This window comes from Nocardioides sp. NPDC092400, from assembly GCF_040684155.1.
Lineage (GTDB): Bacteria > Actinomycetota > Actinomycetes > Propionibacteriales > Nocardioidaceae > Nocardioides.
This window is the reverse complement of sequence record NZ_JBFBFJ010000006.1, coordinates 109,191-128,991: the sequence shown is the minus strand read 5'-3', so window position 1 is coordinate 128,991 and position 19,801 is coordinate 109,191. Positions and strand designations below refer to the sequence as shown.

Annotated in this window: 15 protein-coding genes; 10 read left to right on the top strand and 5 right to left on the bottom strand. The window is 74.0% G+C overall.

Going from position 1 to position 19,801, the window contains the following annotated elements; genetic code table 11:
• Positions 1 to 8 precede the first annotated feature (8 nt).
• Together AB0N29_RS17325 and AB0N29_RS17320 are read left to right on the top strand one after the other, a co-directional pair.
• Positions 9 to 2,219: a 5'-nucleotidase C-terminal domain-containing protein gene (locus AB0N29_RS17325; RefSeq protein WP_302266937.1), complete on the top strand. Its 2,211-nt coding sequence runs from the start codon at positions 9 to 11 to the stop codon at positions 2,217 to 2,219.
• A gap of 86 nt (positions 2,220 to 2,305) precedes the next feature.
• Positions 2,306 to 5,308, top strand: coding sequence for an ExeM/NucH family extracellular endonuclease (locus AB0N29_RS17320; RefSeq protein ID WP_364868594.1), 3,003 nt, complete (start codon positions 2,306 to 2,308; stop codon positions 5,306 to 5,308).
• 199 nt (positions 5,309 to 5,507) lie between these two features.
• Here AB0N29_RS17320 and AB0N29_RS17315 read toward each other — a convergent pair whose 3' ends face one another.
• On the bottom strand, positions 5,508 to 7,301 hold the full coding sequence (locus tag AB0N29_RS17315; RefSeq protein WP_302266934.1) for a glycoside hydrolase family 15 protein: 1,794 nt from the start codon (positions 7,299 to 7,301) through the stop codon (positions 5,508 to 5,510).
• 77 nt (positions 7,302 to 7,378) lie between these two features.
• Here AB0N29_RS17315 and AB0N29_RS17310 point away from each other — a divergent pair, with 77 nt between their 5' ends.
• Together AB0N29_RS17310 and AB0N29_RS17305 are read left to right on the top strand one after the other, a co-directional pair.
• Positions 7,379 to 7,867, top strand: coding sequence for a CinA family protein (locus AB0N29_RS17310; protein ID WP_302266933.1), 489 nt, complete (start codon positions 7,379 to 7,381; stop codon positions 7,865 to 7,867).
• Positions 7,868 to 7,899: 32 nt separating this feature from the next.
• Entirely contained in the window at positions 7,900 to 8,217 is a 318-nt protein-coding gene (locus AB0N29_RS17305; RefSeq protein WP_302266932.1) for a helix-turn-helix transcriptional regulator, read from the top strand.
• A 22-nt stretch (positions 8,218 to 8,239) separates the two neighbouring features.
• On the opposite strand, the gene AB0N29_RS17300 is transcribed toward AB0N29_RS17305, so the two are convergent.
• On the bottom strand, positions 8,240 to 9,043 hold the full coding sequence (locus AB0N29_RS17300; RefSeq protein WP_364868590.1) for a DNA-formamidopyrimidine glycosylase family protein: 804 nt from the start codon (positions 9,041 to 9,043) through the stop codon (positions 8,240 to 8,242).
• Positions 9,036 to 13,664 carry an ATP-dependent helicase gene (locus AB0N29_RS17295; RefSeq protein ID WP_364868588.1) on the bottom strand — a complete coding sequence of 1,543 codons (4,629 nt, stop codon included), beginning with the start codon at positions 13,662 to 13,664 and terminating at the stop codon, positions 9,036 to 9,038. The genes AB0N29_RS17300 and AB0N29_RS17295 overlap by 8 nt, the downstream gene beginning before the upstream one ends.
• A gap of 77 nt (positions 13,665 to 13,741) precedes the next feature.
• On the opposite strand from AB0N29_RS17295, the gene AB0N29_RS17290 reads away from it, so the two are divergent.
• The gene (locus AB0N29_RS17290) at positions 13,742 to 13,981 is read left to right on the top strand and encodes a hypothetical protein (RefSeq protein WP_302266929.1); all 240 of its coding nucleotides are present in this window, start codon (positions 13,742 to 13,744) and stop codon (positions 13,979 to 13,981) included.
• Between the two features lie 48 nt (positions 13,982 to 14,029).
• The gene (locus AB0N29_RS17285) at positions 14,030 to 15,073 is read left to right on the top strand and encodes a zinc-dependent alcohol dehydrogenase family protein (RefSeq protein WP_302266927.1); all 1,044 of its coding nucleotides are present in this window, start codon (positions 14,030 to 14,032) and stop codon (positions 15,071 to 15,073) included.
• A gap of 20 nt (positions 15,074 to 15,093) precedes the next feature.
• Here AB0N29_RS17285 and AB0N29_RS17280 read toward each other — a convergent pair whose 3' ends face one another.
• Positions 15,094 to 15,579 (bottom strand): GNAT family N-acetyltransferase, encoded by a 486-nt coding sequence (locus tag AB0N29_RS17280; RefSeq protein WP_302266925.1) that lies wholly within the window; start codon positions 15,577 to 15,579, stop codon positions 15,094 to 15,096.
• Between the two features lie 70 nt (positions 15,580 to 15,649).
• Here AB0N29_RS17280 and AB0N29_RS17275 point away from each other — a divergent pair, with 70 nt between their 5' ends.
• The 4 genes from AB0N29_RS17275 to AB0N29_RS17260 are packed head-to-tail and all read left to right on the top strand — an operon-like array spanning position 15,650 to position 18,332.
• Positions 15,650 to 16,204: a DinB family protein gene (locus AB0N29_RS17275; RefSeq protein WP_302266923.1), complete on the top strand. Its 555-nt coding sequence runs from the start codon at positions 15,650 to 15,652 to the stop codon at positions 16,202 to 16,204.
• 43 nt (positions 16,205 to 16,247) lie between these two features.
• A complete protein-coding gene (locus AB0N29_RS17270) occupies positions 16,248 to 16,442 on the top strand; it encodes a DUF3046 domain-containing protein (protein ID WP_302266921.1) in 195 nt (64 codons plus the stop codon).
• A 43-nt stretch (positions 16,443 to 16,485) separates the two neighbouring features.
• Positions 16,486 to 17,277 (top strand): S-methyl-5'-thioadenosine phosphorylase, encoded by a 792-nt coding sequence (locus tag AB0N29_RS17265; RefSeq protein ID WP_302266919.1) that lies wholly within the window; start codon positions 16,486 to 16,488, stop codon positions 17,275 to 17,277.
• Complete coding sequence (locus AB0N29_RS17260) at positions 17,277 to 18,332, top strand: NAD-dependent epimerase/dehydratase family protein (RefSeq protein WP_364868584.1); 1,056 nt, start codon at positions 17,277 to 17,279, stop codon at positions 18,330 to 18,332. The genes AB0N29_RS17265 and AB0N29_RS17260 overlap by 1 nt, the downstream gene beginning before the upstream one ends.
• 94 nt (positions 18,333 to 18,426) lie before the next feature.
• Here the strand turns inward: AB0N29_RS17260 and AB0N29_RS17255 are convergent, their stop codons facing one another.
• Positions 18,427 to 19,770, bottom strand: coding sequence for a hypothetical protein (locus tag AB0N29_RS17255; RefSeq protein ID WP_364868582.1), 1,344 nt, complete (start codon positions 19,768 to 19,770; stop codon positions 18,427 to 18,429).
• Positions 19,771 to 19,801 lie beyond the last annotated feature (31 nt).

Below are 19,801 nucleotides of genomic sequence, written 5' to 3'. Positions count from 1 at the left end.
TCCGCTACATGCCTGCATCCCGCAAGCGGCTGGTCGCACCCCTGGGTCTCGGGCTCGCCGCCTCGACCCTCGTGCTCATCCCCGCCCCCGCCCACGCCGCCGACGTCGACATCACCCTGCTCAACATCAACGACTTCCACGGTCGCATCGACGAGAACACCACCAAGTTCGCGACCACGATCGAGCAGGCCCGGACCGACGCGGGGGACGCGAACACGCTCTTCCTCTCGGCCGGCGACAACATCGGCGCCTCGCTGTTCGCCTCGTCGAACAAGCAGGACCAGCCGACGATCGACGTGCTGAACGCCCTCGACCTCGCCGGGTCCGCCGTGGGCAACCACGAGTTCGACCGCGGCTTCGCCGACCTCGAGGGACGCGTGCAGGACGCCGCCGACTTCGACTACCTCGGTGCGAACGTCTACACCAAGGGCACGACCACCCCGGCGCTCGACGAGTACGCCACCTACGAGGTCGGCGGCGTCACCGTCGGCGTGATCGGCGTGATCACCGAGGAGACCCCGTCCCTGGTGAGCCCGGCCGGGATCTCCCAGCTGACCTTCGGTGACCCGGTCGCCGCGGTGAACCGCGTGGCCACCCAGCTCTCCGACGGCAAGGCCGACAACGGCGAGGCCGACGTCCTGGTGGCGGAGTACCACGAGGGCGCCGGCGCCGGCACCCCGGAGAAGGCGACCCTCGAGCAGGAGATCGCGGGCGGCGGTGTCTTCGCCGACATCGTCACCAAGACCTCGGCCACGGTCGACGTCATCTTCACCGGTCACACCCACAAGCAGTACGCCTGGGACGCCCCCGTCCCCGGCGTGGCGGGCAAGACCCGGCCGGTCCTGCAGACCGGCTCCTACGGCGAGAACATCGGTCGGGTCGACCTGACCGTCGACGACGCCACCGGTGAGGTCTCGGCGTACACCGCGACGAACGTCGCGCGCGTCGCCACCGCGGACACCACCCTCCCGCGGGTCGCGGAGGTCGCCACGATCGTCGACGCCGCGCTCGCGGAGGCCGCCGCGATCGGCAACCAGCCGGTCGGGAAGATCACCGGCGACATCACGACCGCGTTCGCCGACGGCAAGCGCGACGACCGCGCCTCGGAGTCCACCCTCGGTGGACTGGTCGCCAACGCCCTGCGCGACGGCCTCTCCTCCATCGCGGAGCCGGACCTCGGCCTGACCAACCCCGGCGGCCTGCGCGCGGACCTGCTGTTCGCCGGCGACGCCGCGAAGAACCCCGCGAACACCGACGGCGTGGTCACGTTCGCCGAGGCCAACGCGGTGCTGCCGTTCAACAACACCGTCGCGCTGGTCAAGCTGACCGGCGCCTCGCTGACCAAGGTCCTCGAGCAGCAGTGGCAGACCAACGCCGACGGCACCGTGCCCTCGCGGCCTTACCTGCAGCTGGGGCTGTCGGACAACGTCCGCGTCGTCGCCGACCCCTCCAAGCCGGCCGGCCAGCGGATCACCTCGGTCACCGTCGACGGCAAGCCGCTCGACCCGGCGAAGACCTACACGGTCTCGACCCTGTCGTTCCTCGCCACCGGTGGTGACAACTTCCGTGCCTTCGGTGAGGGCACCTACACCGACACCGGCCTCCTCGACGCCGAGCTGTGGCGCAGCTACCTCGCCGCGAACTCGCCGATCGAGCCCGACTTCACCCAGCGCCAGGTCTTCTCGACCATCCCCGCGACCGTGAAGCCCGGCACGACGGTCTCGTTCCGCGTCGAGAAGCTCGGTCTCACCTCGCGCAGCGTCCCGGCGGACACCCAGCTGACCGCCACCCTCGGCGGCAGGACCATCGGCACCTTCCCGGTCACCGACCGGGCCGCCCAGGTCGAGCTCGTCGTCCCCGCGTCGGCCAAGGCCGGTGACGTCATCACGCTCACCAGCGAGCAGGGTGCCGTGCTGACCACCACGGTCGGCAAGAACGCCGCCGAGCTCAAGGCGACCCAGCCGGGCAAGGCCGTCGTCGGCCGGGCCGTGAAGCTCAAGGCCGCCGTCACCGCCGGCGGCCGACCGGCCACCGGGTCGATCAAGGTCTTCCGCTTCGGCAAGGCCACGACCATCAAGCTCGGCAAGAACGGCAAGGTCGCGTTCACGCTGAAGGGCTACGGCAAGCCGGGCCAGAAGAAGGTGCGCATCAAGTACCTCGGCAACGACAGCACGACGTCCGACACCCAGGTCGTGAAGTTCCGGGTCAGCAAGAAGTGATCCACCCGCGGGGCCTGCCGATCGGCAGGCCCCGCGGTCGTTCCGCCTGCAGTCTCCCCCCACCCCCCCTTCTCGGAGGTTCCGTCATGCCCTCATCCGGGCGTTCCCCGCGCAGGCTCCTCGCCTCGCTCTCCGGTCTCGCCGTCGCCGCGACCGGGCTGTCCTTCGCTCCGCTCCCCGCCTTCGCCGCTCCCGACGGCAGCGGCCTCGTCATCAGCGAGGTCTACGGCGGAGGTGGCTTCGCCGTCAGCGGCACCCTGCCGGCGTCGACCTACGCCAACGACTTCATCGAGCTGTACAACCCGACCACCGCGGACGTGCGCCTGGACGGCTGGGCCGTCTTCTACGGCAGCCCGTCGCGGAGCGCCGGCGGCAACCTGCAGAACAAGATCGACCTCTCCGGGACCATCCCGGCCGGCGGGCACTTCCTCGTCGGCGCCGCGGGAGGCGACAGCGGCGCCGCGCTGCCCACGCCTGACGTCAGCGGCGGCGTGAACCTGGGCGCGAACTCGGGCCTCGTGGTCCTGAGCAACCAGGCCAGCACGATCTCCGGTCTTCCCACCGGTGACATCACCGGCGCGTCGTCGGCCGTCGTCGACGCCGTGGGCTACGGCACCGCCAACACGTTCGAGGAGGCCAACCAGGGAACCGCGCTGTCGGGCACCAGCTCGGCCAACCGAGCGGCCACCGGGGCCGACACGGACAACAACTCCGTAGACCTGGTCGTCGCTGCACCGAGCCCCACCGCCTCCGGGAGGGGCACGGCCGAACCTGAGGAGCCGACCCCGCCGGCCACCCCGACCGCGCGCACGATCGCGCAGATCCAGGGCACCGGCACGGCCACGTCGCTCGCGGGCCAGCAGGTCGTGACCCGGGGCGTCGTCACCGCGGTCTACCCGAGCGGCGGCCTCAACGGGTTCTACCTGCAGACCGCCGGCACCGGAGGCACGGCGGTCGACACGACCCCCGGTGCGTCCGACGGCATCTTCGTGTACGCCGGCACGGCCGGATTCGCGACGTACCCGCAGATCGGCGACTCGGTGGAGGTGACGGGTCAGGCGGGCGAGTACACCAGCAGCGGTGCCAGCCTGACGCAGATCGGCGGCGCGACGTACACCGCGCTCACCCAGACGCTTGCGCCGGTGCAGCCGCGGAGCGTCGCCTGGTACACCACCGACGCGGAGCGCGAGGCGCACGAGGGCGAGCTGATCGACCCGACGGACGACTTCACCGTCACCAACAGCTACGCGACCTGGCAGTACGGCGAGGTCGGGCTGGCGACCGGGGACCGCCCGCTCATCCAGCCGACGGAGGTCGAGGACGCCCAGACCGGTGACCCGAGGTCCGTCGAGCAGGACAACGCGCGGCGCCTGGTCACGCTCGACGACGGCAAGTCCCAGAACTTCGGCGGTGCCGCCAGCGGTGAGCCGCTGTCCTGGCTCGATGCGCAGCGCTCGGTCACGGTCGGCGCCGAAGCGGTGCTGAAGGGCGCCTTCGTCGTCGACCACCGCAACGGTCTCTACAAGCTGCAGCCGACGAAGCCGGTCACCGGGCTCGGCACGGACGTCGCCGAGTTCGAGGACCTCCGCGCCGAGAACGCGGCGCCGGCGGACGTCGGCGGCGACAATCGGATCGCGACGTTCAACGTCCTCAACTACTTCCCGACGACGGGCAAGGAGTTCGAGTCCAAGGGGCTCGGCACCTGCACCTACTACGTCGACCGGGCGAAGAACCCCGTCACGGTCAACAGCTGCACGAACAACGGTCCGCGGGGCGCAGCCGAGACGGAGGACTTCGAGCGGCAGGAGGCGAAGATCGTCGCGGCGATCAACCGGCTCGGCGCGAGCGTCGTCTCCCTCGAGGAGATCGAGAACTCGGTGCAGTTCGGCAAGGACCGCGACTTCGCCCTCAGCACCCTCACCGACGCCCTCAACGAGGCGGCCGGCTCGGAGGTCTGGGAGTTCGTGCCGTCCCCGCCGGCCTCGGAGCTGCCGACCCCGGCGCAGGAGGACGTCATCCGGACGGCCTTCATCTACCAGCCGGCCAAGGTGGCGCCCGTCGGGACGTCGTCGGTCCTGATCGACGAGGTGAACTTCGACAACGCACGCGAGCCGCTCGCCCAGGCGTTCAAGGCCGTGGGTGCCCCCGACGCCGAGGCGTTCGGCGTCATCGTGAACCACTTCAAGTCCAAGGGATCGGGCGCCGACGACGGCACCGGCCAGGGCAACGCGAACCCGGACCGCATCGGGCAGGCGCGTGCGCTCGACGCCTTCGCCGACGACTTCGCGGAGAAGCGGTCGATCGACGCGGTGTTCCTGACCGGCGACTTCAACTCCTACAGCGAGGAGGACCCGGTCCAGCTGCTCGAGGAGAACGGCTGGACGGCGCTCGAGTCGACCGACGACCCGGACGAGGAGTCCTACTCGTTCTCCGGGCTGTACGGCTCCCTCGACCACGTCTTCGCGAACGCGGCCGCTCGCGAGCTGGTGACCGGCGTCGACATCTGGACGATCAACTCCAACGAGTCGGTCGGGTACCAGTACGGCCGGTTCAACAACAACGTCGTCGACCTGTACTCCGCCGACCCGTTCGGTGCGTCCGACCACAACCCGGAGATCGTCCGGCTCGACCTCGTCGCAGACAGCGTCCCCGGCCCGGTCGACCCGGGCCCGGTGACTCCCGGGCCGACCGACCCGCCGACCCCGGGCCCGACGGACCCGACGCCCGGGCCGACCGATCCCGAGCCGACGCCGACGGACCCGACCCCGACCGACCCCGAGCCGACCCCGGAGCCGGTGACGCCGAGCATCAAGCCGTCGGTCAACCCGGGCAGGATCGTCGCCGGCAAGACGCGGGCGAAGATCACCGTCCGCGTGGCCGCCGAGGGTGAGGACGCGAACGGCTGGGTCCGCATCGAGACCCCGGGCAAGCCGGCCAAGGTCGTCAGGCTCAAGAACGGCAAGGCCAGCGTCCGGCTGTGGCCGTTCGGCGGCGCCGGTGAGAAGACGCTGACGATCACCTACAACGGCCGCGGCGACGTGGCGGCCAGGACGATCACCCGCACGATCACCGTGGTCGCGGGGAAGTAGCCCGCCAGCACGACCACGACGGGGGTCGGCCCACGCGGGCCGGCCCCCGTCTGCGCGTCCTGCGGGCGCTGCGGCCACCCGGATCGTTCAATTGAACGATCCGGGTGCCCGCAGCAGCCGTGCAAGCGCTTCCACGCCACCGTGATCGTTCAATTGAACGATCACGGTGGTCCAGGAGCGAACCCGGGTCAGCGGCCGGTCAGCCGGCGACGTCGGCGACGTCGGCGACGTCGGCGAGGACGAGCGCGGCCTGCACCAGGGTCAGGTGGCTGAACGCCTGGGGGAAGTTGCCCGTCATCCGGCAGGCGACGGGGTCGTACTCCTCGGCGAGCAGGCCGACGTCGTTGGCCAGCGCAGCGAGGCGGTCGAAGAGGGCGCGGGCGTCGTCGGTCCGACCGGCCAGCGCGAGAGCCGAGACCAGCCAGAACGAGCAGGCGAGGAAGGGGTGCTCGTCCCCGGCGAGGCCGTCGACGCCGGTCTCGGTGCGGTAGCGCAGCAGCAGCCCGTCGCGCATCAGCTCCCGCTCGACCGCCGCGATCGTCCCGAGGATGCGGGGGTCGTCGCCGGGCAGGAACCCGACGAGCGGCAGGACGAGGAGGGAGGCGTCGACCGCGTCGGTGTCGTAGTGCTGGGTGAAGGTGCCCTTCGCCTCGTTCCACCCGCGGGTCAGGACCTCCTCGCGCACCTCGTCACGGATGCGCCGCCACTCCTCGACCGGCCCGTCGAGGCCGTGGAGCTCGACCGCCTTGACGGCGCGGTCGAAGGCGACCCACACCATGGCCCGGGAGTGGGTGAAGTGGCGCGGCTCGCCGCGGATCTCCCAGATGCCGTGGTCGGGCTCCCGCCAGTGCTTGCCGAGGTCGTCGACCAGCGCCCGCTGCAGCGCCCAGGCGTCGTCGTCGGCCCTCCCGCGAGCGGTCCGGACCCGCTCCAGCGCGTCCATCACCTCGCCGAGCACGTCGTGCTGCTGCTGGACGGCGGCGCCGTTGCCGATCCGCACCGGCAGCGAGCCGGCGTACCCCGGCAGGTGCGGCAGCTCGTGCTCGGTCAGCCGGCGGGCGCCGTCGACGGCGTACATGATCTGCAGGTCCTCGGGGTCGCCCGCGACCGAGCGCAGCAGCCACGCCCGCCAGAGCATCGCCTCCTCGGTGTAGCCGGCGTCGATGAGGGAGGTGATCGTGAGGGCCGCGTCGCGCAGCCAGCAGAACCGGTAGTCCCAGTTGCGCTCGCCGCCGATCTCCTCGGGCAGCGAGGTCGTGGGCGCGGCGACGATGCCGCCGGTGACCTCGTGGGTCATCAGGCGCAGGGTCAGCAGCGAGCGCTGCACCAGGGCGGCGTGCGGGAGGTCGGACCGGCACGCGCGAGCCCACTCCTCGTCCTCCGCGATGCTGCGCGCGACCCGGTCCTCGACCTCCTCGAGCTCCTCCACGTCGACGTGCGAGGGGAGCCAGGTCATCGAGAACGTCAGCTCCTCGCCCGCCGAGACGTCGAAGGCGTCGTTGTGGCTGTGGTCGCTGGCGCGGGGGAGACGGGGACCCCGCAGGACGAGCTGGTCGGGGCCTGCGATGGCCACGATCGCCTCCGTGCCGTGGATGTGCTGCCGGCGGACCCACGGGTGGACGGCGCCGTAGTCGAGCCGGATCCGCCACTCGTGACGCATCCGGACGGTGCCGCGCACGCCGGTCACGCGTCGTACGACGTCGGCCTGGCCGTCGCCGCGGGGCATCAGGTCGGTCAGCCTCACCACGCCGTCGGCCGTCGTGAACGTCGTCTCCAGCACCGCCGAGGCACCGACGTAGCGGCGCTCGGTGCTGTAGACGCCCTCCGGGACGAGCTGCCAGTGGCCGTGCTCGTGGGTGCCGAGGAGCGCCGCGAGACAGGCGGGGGAGTCGAAGCGGGGCAGGCACAGCCAGTCGACGGAGCCGTCGGTGCCGACGAGCGCGGCGGTGCGGCGGTCCCCGATGAGCGCGTAGTCCTCGATCGGCAGCGGCATGCGGCGAGGCTACGGGTGCCGACCCACCGGGGAGGCCCCGGCGCACGGGACCACCGGTGGCCGCCTACGATCGCTGCGTGATCGACGTCGCCGCCCGCGTCCACCTGCTGCTGCGTGCCAGTGGGCACACGATCTCCTCGGCCGAGTCGCTGACCGGTGGCCGGCTGGCGGTGAAGCTCACCGAGACGCCGGGCGCGTCCGAGACGTTCCTCGGCGGCGTGGTCACCTACGCCACCGAGCTCAAGCACAGCCTGCTCGAGGTGTCCGACGAGGTCATCGAGGAGCACGGCGTCGTCTCGGCCGAGTGCGCCCGCGCGATGGCGGTCGGCGTCCGCAAGCTGACCGGCGCGACGTACGGCGTGTCGACCACCGGCGTCGCCGGACCGGGCGAGCAGGAGGGCAAGCCGGCGGGCACCGTCTTCGTCGGCCTCTCCGGCCCCGGGCTGCTCGAGGCCGTCGAGCTCGAGCTCGGCGGCGACCGCGTCACGATCCAGGACCTGACGGTGCAGCAGGCACTGTCGGCGCTCGAGGACATGCTGGGCACGGAAGAAACCGCGATCGGGTAGCGTTGACCAACCGACCAGGAAGGGGAACCCGCATGGTGCTGTTTCGTCGGCTGCTCGGCGACGTGCTCCGCGAGCACAGGATGCAGCGCGGGATGACCCTGCGGCAGGTGTCGGCCGAGGCCCGGGTGAGCCTCGGGTACATCTCTGAGATCGAGCGCGGCCAGAAGGAAGCCTCCTCCGAGCTGCTCGCCTCGCTCTGCGGGGCGCTCGACGTGCCGCTGAGCGACGTCCTGCGCGACGTCTCGCACGCGGTCGCCGTCGAGGAGGCCGCGCTGGCCCCCATCCCGATCACCGCCAGCAAGGTCGCCGCCCACCGCAGCGCCGGCGAGGTCGTCGCCTCCGCCGCCTGACGGTCCCCGGCTCGACCGCGGCTCAGTCCTGCGACCGCTCCGGCTGGCAGCTCGGGCACCAGTACGCCGCGCGCTCGCGCCCGGCGGGCCCGGTCATCGCCACCGCGATGGGCGTGCGGCACCGCCGGCACGGTGACCTGTCGCGCCGGTAGACCCACATCCGCTCCCGCTCGCGCAGGTCGCCGGTGGTGGACTGGACCGCTCGCTCCTTGTTGAGCTCGAGCATCTGCTTCCCGCGGCGCACCAGTCGCGGGAGGTTGGCCACCGAGCCGACCGGGTCACGCGGGTGCACGCCCGAGACGAAGCACAGCTCGGCCATGTACATGTTGCCGATGCCGGCCAGGTTGCGCTGGTCGAGCAGCGCCTCGCCGAGCGGGCGCTCCGGCTCGGCCCGCAGCCGCCGCAGCGCCTCCTCCTCGTCCCAGTCCGGGCCGAGCAGGTCGGGCCCCACGTGCCCGACCACGGAGTCCTCCTCGGCGGTGGGCACGAGCTCGACGATGCCGAGCGAGAAGCCCACCGCCACCCGGTCGTCGGTCGTCAGCACGACGCGGGCCTGGTGGGCCGGCCGCTTCCACCCCTCGCCCGGCTTGTGGACCCGCCAGGCACCCTCCATCTTCAGGTGGGTGTGCAGCGTCCAGCTGCCCTGGTCGCCGTCGATCCGGGTGAGCAGGTGCTTGCCCCGCGAGACGGTGCGCACGACCGTCGACCCGGCGAGGTCGACCGTCGCGTGCTGCGGCACCCGGAAGTCGGTCCGGAGCAGCCGGTGGCCCGACAGGCTGCGGTCCAGCAGCCGGGCGGCGCGGTAGACGGTGTCGCCCTCAGGCACCGGCGCCCCGTAGCCGTAGCCCCTTGGGCGTCGAGACGAACCCGGCCGCGGTCAGCGCCTCGCGCAGCGGCGTGGAGCCCGAGCCGAGCAGCTGCTCGCCGTCGGCGCGCTCGACGGTCAGCCGGCCGAGCGAGCCCCGCCGCGCGGCCTCGGCGAGCGCCTGCGCGGCCGGCGTGAGCCGGTCCTCCTCGTCGGTCCAGGTCAGCAGCGTGCGGCCGCCCCGCTCGACGTACATCGTCAGCACGCCGTCGACGAGCACCACCATCGCGCCGGCCTTGCGGCCCGGCCGGTGGCCGGCGGCGGTCCTCCCGTCGGCGGCGTCGCTGTCGACCACGCGCTCGGGCCAGGGCAGCGCGGCGCCGTACGGGTTCGCCGGGTCCGTCGCGGCCAGTGCGACCGCCACCGGCTTGGCGTCGGGCGGGAGCTCGGAGAAGGTCCGGAGGCGGTCGATCGCCCCCGAGGTGCCGAACTGTGCGGCGCCCAGGCCGTCGACGAAGTAGCCGCGCCGGCAGCGGCCGGAGTCCTCGAAGACCGACAGCACCTTGTACGCCGCCGCGAAGCCGCCCGGGATCCGCTCGCTCACGACCGCTCCGCGGATGACCACGCCGTGCCGGTCCAGGAGCCGCTCGGCGGTGGCGTGCGCACGCCGGGTGGGGTCGTCGTCGATCTCGGGGAGGACCGCCCAGCGACCGGCGGTCTCCGGGGGGCCGGTCCGGGCCGGCATCCGGCCGCGGGTGGTCTGGGACATCCGCACGCGGGGCGCCGAGCGCTTGGTCCGGTGGCTGGCCGACCCGCCGCGCACCAGCGCGCGCACCGGGGTCAGCGTGTCGTTGCTGATCCGGCCGGCCCAGACCAGGTCCCACAGCGCCGCCGACACCGCCGGGTCCGGGGTGCTGCCGACCGACGCGGTGACGGTGTCGGCGAGCTGGCGGAAGAAGTACGCGCCGCCGGGGGCGAGCGCGTCGAGGAGCGCCTGGTGCAGCTCGGAGTGCTCGAACGGCTCGTGCTCGGGCAGGGTCAGGTGGGCGGAGTCGGCCAGGTGCAGCGAGATCCATCCGTCGGAGCCCGGGAGTGCGCCGTGGCCGGCCCACAGCACCTCCCCGGACGCGGTGAGCTCGTCGAGGTAGGAGGACTCGTAGTCGCGGACCCGGGCAGAGAGCACCAGCGGCTCCAGCGCCGAGGCCGGCACCGGGCAGCCGGCCAGCTGCTCGATGACGGTCAGGACGCCGTCGACGCCGCGCGGGCCCCGGCCGGACCCGGTGTCCACGTGCTGCCACGCGGTGAGGAAGCGGCCGAGGGCGGCCGGCTCGACCGGCTCGACCTCCTTGCGCAGCCGCGCGAGCGAGCGGCGGCGCAGCCGGCGCAGCACCTCGGCGTCGCACCACTCCGACCCGGACCCGGAGGGACGGAACTCACCGTCGAGGACGCGGCCCTGGCCGGCCAGCCGCTGCAGGGTGTGCCGGACGACGGCCTGCCCGAGGCCGAGCCGGTCGGCGCACTGCTCGGTCGTGAACGGGCCGTGCGTGCGGGCGTAGCGGGAGACGAGGTCGGCGAGGGGGTCCTCGACCGGCTCGGTGAACGCCGAGGGGGTCCCGGGCGGCACCGCCACGCCGAGGCCGTCGCGCAGCCGACCGACGTCCTCGATCGAGGACCAGCGCTCCTCACCGGCCATGCGCACCTGGGTGGTCCGCCGGGAGTCCGCGAGCGCACCGAGCCAGGCGGTGACGTCGGCGCCGTCGACGCAGCGCTCGGCGACCTCGGCCGTGCTGAGCGGGCCGAGCCCGCGCAGCAGGTCGGCCACCCCCTCGGCGTCGCGGGCGCGGCGGTCGGGGTGGACGCGCTGGAGCTCGGCCTCCACCTCGGCCAGCACGTCGGGGTCGAGCAGCTCGCGCAGCTCCGCGCGACCGAGCAGCTCCGCGAGCAGCCCCTGGTCCAGGGAGAGGGCGGCCGCCCGCCGCTCGGCGATCGGGGAGTCGCCCTCGTACATGAACTGCGCGACGTACCCGAAGAGCAGGCTTCGCGCGAACGGCGACGGCGCGTGCGTCGAGACGTCGACCACCTGCACCTCGCGCCGGTCGACGCTGCGCATGAGCGCCACCAGGGACGGCAGGTCGTAGACGTCCTGGAGGCACTCGCGCACGGCCTCGAGGACGATCGGGAAGGAGGGGTACTTCGAGGCGACCTCGAGCAGGGCGGCGGACCGCTGCCGCTGCTGCCACAGCGGGGAACGGCGGCCCGGGTCCCGGCGGGGGAGCAGCAGCGCCCGCGCGGCGCACTCGCGGAAGCGCGAGGCGAACAGCGCGGAGCCGCCCACCTCCGTGGTGACCAGGTCCTCGGTCTCCTCGGCCTCGAAGACCACGACGTCGCCACCCGGAGGGTCGGCGTCGGTGTCGGGGATCCGGATGACGATGCCGTCGTCGGAGGCGACCGCCTGGCCGTCCACGCCGTACCGCTCGCGCAGCCGCGCGTTGATCGCCAGCGCCCACGGGGCGTGCACCGGGATGCCGAAGGGGGAGTGCAGGACCAGCCGCCAGTCGCCGAGCTCGTCGCGGAAGCGCTCGACCACCATGGTCCGGTCGCTCGGCAGCGTGTTGGTCGCCTCGAGCTGCTCGTGGAGGTAGGTCACCAGGTTGCCGGCGGCGTACTCGTCGAGGCCGCGGTCGCGGGCCACCTGCTCCGCCTTCGCCGGCGGGAGCGAGCCGAGCTCGCGGGTGAAGGCTCCGATCGCGGCGCCGAGCTCGGCGGGACGGCCGGGGGCGTCGCCCTTCCAGAACGGCAGGCGCCCCGGGATGCCCGGCGCCGGGGTCACCAGCACCCGGTCGTGGGTGATGTCCTCGATCCGCCAGCTCGTCGCGCCGAGCGCGAAGATGTCGCCGACGCGCGACTCGTAGACCATCTCCTCGTCGAGCTCGCCGACCCGCTTGCCGGGGCCCTCGCCGCCGACGAGGAAGACCCCGAAGAGACCGCGGTCCGGGATCGTCCCGCCACTGGTCACGGCCAGCCGCTGGGCGCCGGGACGGCCGGTGAGCGTGCCGGTGACGCGGTCCCACACGATGCGCGGGCGCAGCTCGGCGAACTCGTCGGAGGGGTAGCGGCCCGACAGCAGGTCCAGCACCGCCTCGTACGCCGAGCGCGGCAGCTGCGCGAACGGGGCGGTGCGCCGGACCAGCTCGAAGAGCTCGTCGACCTGCCACGGCTCCATCGCGGTCGCCGCGACGACCTGCTGGGCCAGGACGTCGAGGGGGTTCGCCGGCACGCGCAGCGACTCGATCGCGCCGGTGCGCATCCGCTCGACGGCCACCGCGGTCTGGGCCAGGTCGCCCCGGTGCTTGGGGAACAGCACGCCGCGGGAGACCTCGCCGACCTGGTGCCCGGCGCGGCCGACCCGCTGCAGGGCGCTGGCCACGCTGGGCGGCGACTCGATCTGCACGACGAGGTCGACCGCGCCCATGTCGATGCCGAGCTCGAGGCTGCTCGTCGCGACCACGGCGGGGATCCGTCCGCGCTTGAGGTCGTCCTCGATCAGCGCCCGCTGGTCCTTGGAGACCGAGCCGTGGTGGGCCTTGGCCACGACCGTGGCGTACGGGTCGTCGGCCGAGACCGGCCGGGAGGAGCCGGACTGGGCCATCACCTGGGCGGGCGGGCCGGTCGGTCCGCCCCCGGTCTGCCGCTCGAGCGCCTCCGGCGGCGGAGCGGCGCGCTCGGTGGCGATCTCGTTGAGCCGGGCGGTCAACCGCTCGGCGAGGCGGCGGGAGTTGGCGAAGACGATCGTCGAGCGGTGCTGCTCGATCAGGTCGACCACCCGCTCCTCCACGTGCGGCCAGATCGACTGCGCGCGGCCGGGGTCCTCGGAGTCCTCGTCGTACTGCTCGGGAGCGGTCATGTCCTCGACCGGGACCACGACCCGGAGGTCCCACTCCTTGGCCGACGGCGGCGAGACGATCTCGACGGGCGCGGAGCCGCCGAGGAACCGGGCGACCTCCTCGAGCGGTCGGACGGTCGCGGACAGCCCGACGCGCTGCGCCGGCCGGTCGAGGAGCGCGTCGAGCCGCTCGAGGGTGAGCGCGAGGTGCGCGCCGCGCTTGGTGCCCGCGACCGCGTGGACCTCGTCGACGATGACGGTCTCCACCCCGCGCAGCGACTCCCGGGCCTGGGAGGTGAGCATCAGGAACAGCGACTCCGGCGTCGTGATCATGATGTCGGGCGGGTTCGTGACCAGCTTGCGCCGGTCGGCGGCCGGGGTGTCGCCCGAGCGGACGCCCACGGTGACCTCGGGGACCTGCGTCCCGAGCCGGTCGGCGGTCTGGCGGATGCCGATCAGCGGCGTGCGCAGGTTGCGCTCGACGTCGACGGCGAGCGCCTTGAGCGGGGAGACGTAGAGGACGCGGCACCGCTTCTGCTTGTCGTCCGGGCGCGGCCCGCTGAGCAGCCGGTCGAGCGACCAGAGGAACGCCGAGAGCGTCTTGCCGGACCCGGTCGGTGCCACGACCAGCGCGTGGCGGCCCGCGCCGATCGCCTCCCAGGCCCCCGCCTGCGCCGGCGTGGGCGCGGCGAACGCCGCACCGAACCAGGTGCGGGTCGCGTCGCTGAACCGTGCCAGCGGATCGGGTGCCTCGGGCATGCGTCCATCCTCGCTCAGGGCACCGACAGTGGTCCGGCGGCGCTTGCGGGGACCGTTGCCCGGGTACGTTCGGGAGCATGAGCGAGCAGCAGAGCCACCACGACCACGACGCCGCCGACCAGGCGCGCATCGACCGCCGTGCCGAGCTCCTGCCCGAGGAGGAGGCCGCCGGCAGCGCCGACCCGGAGGCGCAGGCCGAGGCGATCCTCGAGGAGTCCGACGAGCGGACCCAGGACCCCGAGGGCACGCAGGAGGAGTCCGAGCAGACCGGGCCGCGCACCTCCGAGCAGGCCAGCCACACCCCGACCGGCGCCTGACCCGCGCCCGGCGCGGCCGCCGGTCGCTCCCTCACTAGGCTCCGCGCCATGAGAGCCGTGGTCTACCGCGAGCACGCCGCGACGCCGGCCGTCGAGGACGTGGCCGAGCCGGCCTGCCCGGCCGACGGCGTGGTCGTCCAGGTCGCGGCGACGGGGGTGTGCCGCTCGGACTGGCACGCCTGGCAGGGCCACGACCCCGTGCCGCTCCCCATGGTCCCCGGCCACGAGCTGGCCGGGACCGTCGTGGAGGTCGGCGCGGGCACCACCCGGTGGTCGGCTGGCGACCGGGTGACCGTGCCGTTCGTCGTCGCGTGCGGACGGTGCTCGTGGTGCGCGGCGGGGGAGCACCAGGTGTGCCCCGACCAGGTGCAGCCGGGCTTCACCTACGCCGGGTCCTGGGCCGAGCGGGTCGCCGTCCCGGCCGCGGACACCAACCTCGTGCGCGTGCCCGACGGGATCGGCCTCGACGCGGCGGCGGCGCTGGGGTGCCGGTTCGCTACGTCGTTCCGCGCCCTGCACGCCCACGGCGAGCTCCGCGCCGGTCAGCAGCTGGCCGTCCACGGATGCGGCGGCGTGGGACTCTCGGCGGTGGTGATCGGCGTCGCGCTCGGCGCCCACGTGGTCGCCACGGACCTGGACCCGGCCGCCCGCGACGCCGCACGCCGGCTGGGCGCCGAGGTGGTCGACCCCGCAGCCGTCGCGTCGGTCGCCGATGCGGTCCGCGACCTCACCGACGGCGGCGCGCACGTCTCGCTCGACGCCGTCGGGTCGCCGGTCACCGCCACGGCGTCGGTCCGCTCCCTGCGCCGACGGGGGCGCCACGTCCAGGTCGGGCTCCTGCTCGGGACGGAGGCCGCCACCGCCCTGCCCATGGATGTCGTCGTCGCCCAGGAGCTGGCGGTCCTCGGGTCGCACGGCATGTCCGCACGCGAGTACCCCGCCATGCTCGACCTGGTCACCGCCGGCACCCTGGACCCCGCAGCCCTCGTCACCCGCAGGATCACGCTCGACGAGGCGCCCGCAGCCCTCGCCGCGCTGGGGACCCCCGGTGCCGCGACGCCCGGCATCACCGTCGTGCTCCCGGGCGGCTGAGCCGCGGCGTCGGGTCCGCGTCAGAGCCGCAGCTGCCACCACTCGGTGTCGATCCAGCGGTCGTGCTTGAAGCCGACCTCGCGCAGGACGCCCGCGGAGGTGAAGCCGCAGCGCCGGTGCAGCGCGACGCTGGCCGGGTTGGGCAGGGCGATGACGGCGAGGGCGGTGTGCACGCCGTCCGCGCGGAGCCGCCCGAGCAGGTCGTCGTACAGCGCGCTGCCGACGCCCCGGCCCCTGGCCGCGTCGGCGAGGTGGACCGACACCTCGCGGGTGCGGTCGTAGGCCGGCCGCGGGCGGTACGGCGCGGACGCGGCGTACCCGAGCACCCCGCCGTCCTCCTCGGCGACCAGGAGGTGGTCGCCGGACCCCAGGGCGGCCAGCCGGTGCTCCCAGTACGCCGTGCCCTGCGGCTCGAGGTCGAAGGTCGCCACGCCGGTCACCACCTGGTGGTCGTAGACCGCGGCGACGGCGGGCAGGTCGGCGGCGGTGGCGGGACGGACCAGCATGGCGCCATCCTGGCGGAGATCGGCAGGAAGTCGGCGGCGCCCCCGGCCCCGGCCCGCGAGGATGGCGCGCATGGACACGCCCCTGACCGCGCCCGGCGCCGCCGCACCCCTCGAGCCCGACACCAAGGACTGGACCTGGGTGCTCGACCGTCCCTGCCCCGAGTGCGGGTACGACGCCGCGTCGGTGGACCGCGGACGGCTCGGCGCGCTGGTGCGCGACAACGCCGCGGCGTGGGCGGTCGTGCTGGCCGACCCGGCGGCGACCGAGCGGCCCGACCCGGGCACCTGGTCGCCGGCCGAGTACGCCTGCCACGTGCGCGACGTCGACCGGCTCTTCGCCGAGCGGCTGGACCTGATGCTGACCCAGGACGACCCGACCTTCCCGAACTGGGACCAGGACGCGACCGCCCTCGAGGAGCGGTACGACCTGCAGGACCCCGCGGTCGTCCGCGAGGAGCTGCTGGCCGCCGCCGAGACCGTCGCCGCGGCATACGACGCGGTGCCGGCCGGTGCCTGGGAGCGGCGCGGCCTGCGCGACAACGGCAGCGAGTTCACCGTCGACACGTTCGGCCGCTACCACCTCCACGACCTGGTCCACCACCTCTGGGACGTGCGGGCGGGCTGACCCGGCGCGTCGCCCGAGTTGGCCCGGCGGCGATGATGGGCCCATGCGACACACCGAGTTCTGGGCGCGGCTGGAGCGCGCGCTGGGTGCGGGCTACTACGAGGTGTGGGCCGACCAGTTCGTGATGGCCGAGCTGGGTGGCCGGACCGCGCGCGAGGCGCTCGACGCCGGCGTGGCGCCCAAGCAGGTCTGGGCCGCGGTGTGGTCCGCGCTCGGCCTGCCGCCCAGCGAGAAGTGACGCCACCCGCGTCGAGCAGCGCCCGACCGGGCACAGTGGCGCCATGAACGCGCGCGCAGAGGTGGCCGTCATCGGCGGCACCGGCTTCTACTCCTTCCTCGACGACCCCGAGGAGCTCACCGTCGACACGCCGTACGGCGCGCCCTCCGCGCCGCTGGCGGTGGGCACCGTCGCGGGCCGACGGGTGGCGTTCCTGCCGCGCCACGGCGGGGACCACGCGCACCCGCCGCACGGCATCAACTACCGCGCCAACGCCTGGGCGCTGCGCTCGCTGGGCGTCCGGCAGGTGCTCGCGCCGTGCGCGGTCGGCGGCCTGCGGGAGACCGTCGCTCCCGGTGACGTCGTCGTGCCCGACCAGCTCGTCGACCGCACGCACCGCCGGGTGGGCAGCTTCGTGGACAGCGGGGCCGTGCACCTGCCCTTCGCCGACCCCTACTGCTCACGGCTCCGCGAGACCGTCGTCGCGGCCGGCGACGGCATCCGCGACGGCGGCACCATGGTGGTCGTCGAGGGCCCGCGGTTCTCCACCCGCGCCGAGTCGCAGCACTACGCGGCGCAGGGCTGGGACCTGATCAACATGACCGGCGCCCCCGAGGCGGCGCTCGCGCGCGAGATGCGGCAGTGCTACACCGCGATCGCGCTGGTGACCGACATGGACGCCGGCGTCGAGTCCGGTTCCGGTGTCGGGCAGGAGGAGGTCTTCGCGCTGTTCAAGGCCAACCTCGAGCGGCTCAAGGGGCTGCTGACCGGCGTCGTGGGCTCCCTGCCCGACCCGGACGGGTGCGAGTGCAGCACCTGGGCCGACGGCATCGACCTGACCTACGAGGTGCCGTGATGCGCGTCCTGCTCACCGGCTCGGCCGGGTTCATCGGCACCGCCATCGGTCGTCGGCTCGAGGAGCGCGGCGACGAGATCGTCCGGGTCGACGTGATGCTCGACAACGCCCACGGCGAGGCGGAGCCGCCCGAGGGCACCCACCGGCTCGACGTCCGCGACGCCGCCGAGTGGACCGACCTGCTGCGCGGCGTCGACGTCGTGTGCCACCAGGCCGCCCTGGTCGGGGCCGGCGTCACCGTCTCCGACCTGCCGCTCTACGCCGGCCACAACGACCTCGGGACGGCCGCGCTGCTCGCCTCCATGCACGAGGCGGGCGTCGACCGGCTGGTGCTGGCCTCCTCGATGGTCGTCTACGGCGAGGGCCGCTACGCCTGCCCCGAGCACGGCGTGCAGACCCCGCCGCCCCGCAGCCGCGAGGCGCTCGACGGCGGCGACTTCGAGAACCACTGCGCCACCTGCGGCCGCCCGCTGACCTGGGAGACCGTCGACGAGGACGCCCGGCTCGAACCACGCAGCACGTACGCCGCCAGCAAGCTCGCCCAGGAGCACTACTCCGCCGCGTGGGTGCGGCAGGCCGACGCCGCCGCGGTGGCGCTGCGCTACCACAACGTCTACGGGCCCGGCATGCCGCGGGACACGCCGTACTCCGGGGTCGCGGCGATGTTCCGCTCGTCGCTCGAGCGCGGCGTGGCTCCGAAGGTCTTCGAGGACGGCGGCCAGATGCGTGACTTCGTCCACGTCGACGACGTCGCCCGCGCCAACGTGGCGGCGGTCGACGCGGTCGCCGGTGCGGGCGGCGGCCACTGGGCGGCGTACAACGTCTGCTCGGGGGAGCCGGTGCCGATCCTCGACGTCGCCCGGCTCGTCGCGCGCGGCACGGCGGCCCGGACGGGCGACGCCATCGAGCCCGAGGTGACCGGCGGCTACCGGCTCGGCGACGTCCGCCACGTCGTCGCCTCGCCCGAGCGGGCGCGCTCCGGGCTCGGCTTCTCCGCCCAGGTCCGCCCCGAGGACGGGTTGGCGGAGTTCGCGACGGCGCCGCTGCGGGCGTGAGGCGGGTGTCGGAATCCCCGGGGCCCCGGGGATTCTGGCACTCCTCAGGCGATGCATCCCCTGAGAAGCACCGGATTCCCCCGGGAAGCAGGCCTCACCAGCTCGTGTAGAGCAGGTGCTGAACGAGCAGCGCGAACGCCACCTGCAGCCCCAGGCCCCAGCGCCGCCACCGCTCCGGCAGGAGCGCGGTGGTGAGCACCATCCAGGGGACGAACGGCAACCAGATCCGCTCGACCTCGGCCTTGCTCATCCGGGACAGGTCGGCCGCGGCGACGGCGAGCAGCGCGGCGCCGGCGAGCAGGACCACGACCAGGTCGGGCCGCCGGAACGACGTGCGGCGCACCGACGCGAGCCCGGCGCCGAGCAGGGGACCGGTGCAGACGAGGAGGGCGGCGAGGTTGCCCCACATCCAGTAGGCCGCCGGGCGGTCCGCCGCGATGCCCTCCCAGTACCGGTCGTTGAGGACCGGGTAGGCCTCCCACCACGCGAATCCGCCCGCCGCGAAGCCGAGCACCACCACCAGCGCCGACGCGGCCGCCACCGGCAGCGGCAGCCAGGAGCGGGCGAGCACGAGGACGGCGACCGCGAGGAACGCGAGCAGCCCCAGGCCGTAGGACAGCATCACGCAGCAGCCGAGCAGGAGACCGGCGAGCACCGACCAGGCGACGGCCGCCCGGCGCCGGTCGGCGGGGCGGGTGGCGCCGAGCGCCAGGCACAGCAGTCCCGCGGCCGCCACCGCCCCGAAGAGCGCGTCTGCCGAGACCGCCATGACGACCGCGGCCGGGGTGAGCACCAGGAACGGCGCCGCCCGTCGGGCGGCCCCCTCGGCGCCGAGCACGCGGACCGTCGCCAGCACCAGCGGGGCGGTCGCGGCGGCGAGCACCACGACGACCAGTGCCGCGGCCAGGTCCCCGCCGAGCCCGATCCGCACCAGGCCGACGAAGAACAGCAGCGCCAGCGGCGGGTGCCCGGCGACGTGCGTGGGCCAGTTGTCCGGCGCCGCGTCGTACGGGATCCGGTCGACGTAGGTGCGCAGCAGCTCGCCGACGTCGTCGACGTCGCGGGCGGTGGGGAGGTACTCCACGTCGCTGCCCAGCACCCGGGTCAGCCCCGACTCGCCGTCGACGAGCGCGAGGGCGAGCATCCACGCCAGCGCCGCGACGTACGACGCCGTCAGCAGGCGCCGCCAGGGCAGCCGGCCCGCGAGGCCGACGGCGTACCGGCACCCCAGCAGGGCGAGCACGAGCGCCGGCACCGTGCCCGGGCCGAACCACTTCGGCTCCCACAGCCCGTGCAGCGGCGGGATCGCCAGGTCCGACATCGAGCGCGGGGCGCGCGGCCACACCTCCCAGTCGGCCCAGCGAGGTACTGCGAAGGCGACCGCGACGAGCGCGACGGCGAGGACGAGTCCGAGGGCGGCACGGCGTGTCGCGGTCATGGCCAGACCCTACGGACGGGCCCGCACGTTG

Excerpts from the sequence above, each read along its gene's own strand:
- AB0N29_RS17325 (WP_302266937.1), top strand. The coding sequence starts at position 9 with ATGCCTGCATCCCGCAAGCGGCTGGTCGCACCCCTGGGTCTCGGGCTC.
- AB0N29_RS17320 (WP_364868594.1), top strand. The coding sequence starts at position 2,306 with ATGCCCTCATCCGGGCGTTCCCCGCGCAGGCTCCTCGCCTCGCTCTCC.
- AB0N29_RS17315 (WP_302266934.1), bottom strand. The coding sequence starts at position 7,301 with ATGCCGCTGCCGATCGAGGACTACGCGCTCATCGGGGACCGCCGCACC.
- AB0N29_RS17305 (WP_302266932.1), top strand. The coding sequence starts at position 7,900 with ATGGTGCTGTTTCGTCGGCTGCTCGGCGACGTGCTCCGCGAGCACAGG.
- AB0N29_RS17295 (WP_364868588.1), bottom strand. The coding sequence starts at position 13,664 with ATGCCCGAGGCACCCGATCCGCTGGCACGGTTCAGCGACGCGACCCGC.
- AB0N29_RS17290 (WP_302266929.1), top strand. The coding sequence starts at position 13,742 with ATGAGCGAGCAGCAGAGCCACCACGACCACGACGCCGCCGACCAGGCG.
- AB0N29_RS17285 (WP_302266927.1), top strand. The coding sequence starts at position 14,030 with ATGAGAGCCGTGGTCTACCGCGAGCACGCCGCGACGCCGGCCGTCGAG.
- AB0N29_RS17280 (WP_302266925.1), bottom strand. The coding sequence starts at position 15,579 with ATGCTGGTCCGTCCCGCCACCGCCGCCGACCTGCCCGCCGTCGCCGCG.
- AB0N29_RS17275 (WP_302266923.1), top strand. The coding sequence starts at position 15,650 with ATGGACACGCCCCTGACCGCGCCCGGCGCCGCCGCACCCCTCGAGCCC.
- AB0N29_RS17270 (WP_302266921.1), top strand. The coding sequence starts at position 16,248 with ATGCGACACACCGAGTTCTGGGCGCGGCTGGAGCGCGCGCTGGGTGCG.
- AB0N29_RS17265 (WP_302266919.1), top strand. The coding sequence starts at position 16,486 with ATGAACGCGCGCGCAGAGGTGGCCGTCATCGGCGGCACCGGCTTCTAC.
- AB0N29_RS17260 (WP_364868584.1), top strand. The coding sequence starts at position 17,277 with ATGCGCGTCCTGCTCACCGGCTCGGCCGGGTTCATCGGCACCGCCATC.
- AB0N29_RS17255 (WP_364868582.1), bottom strand. The coding sequence starts at position 19,770 with ATGACCGCGACACGCCGTGCCGCCCTCGGACTCGTCCTCGCCGTCGCG.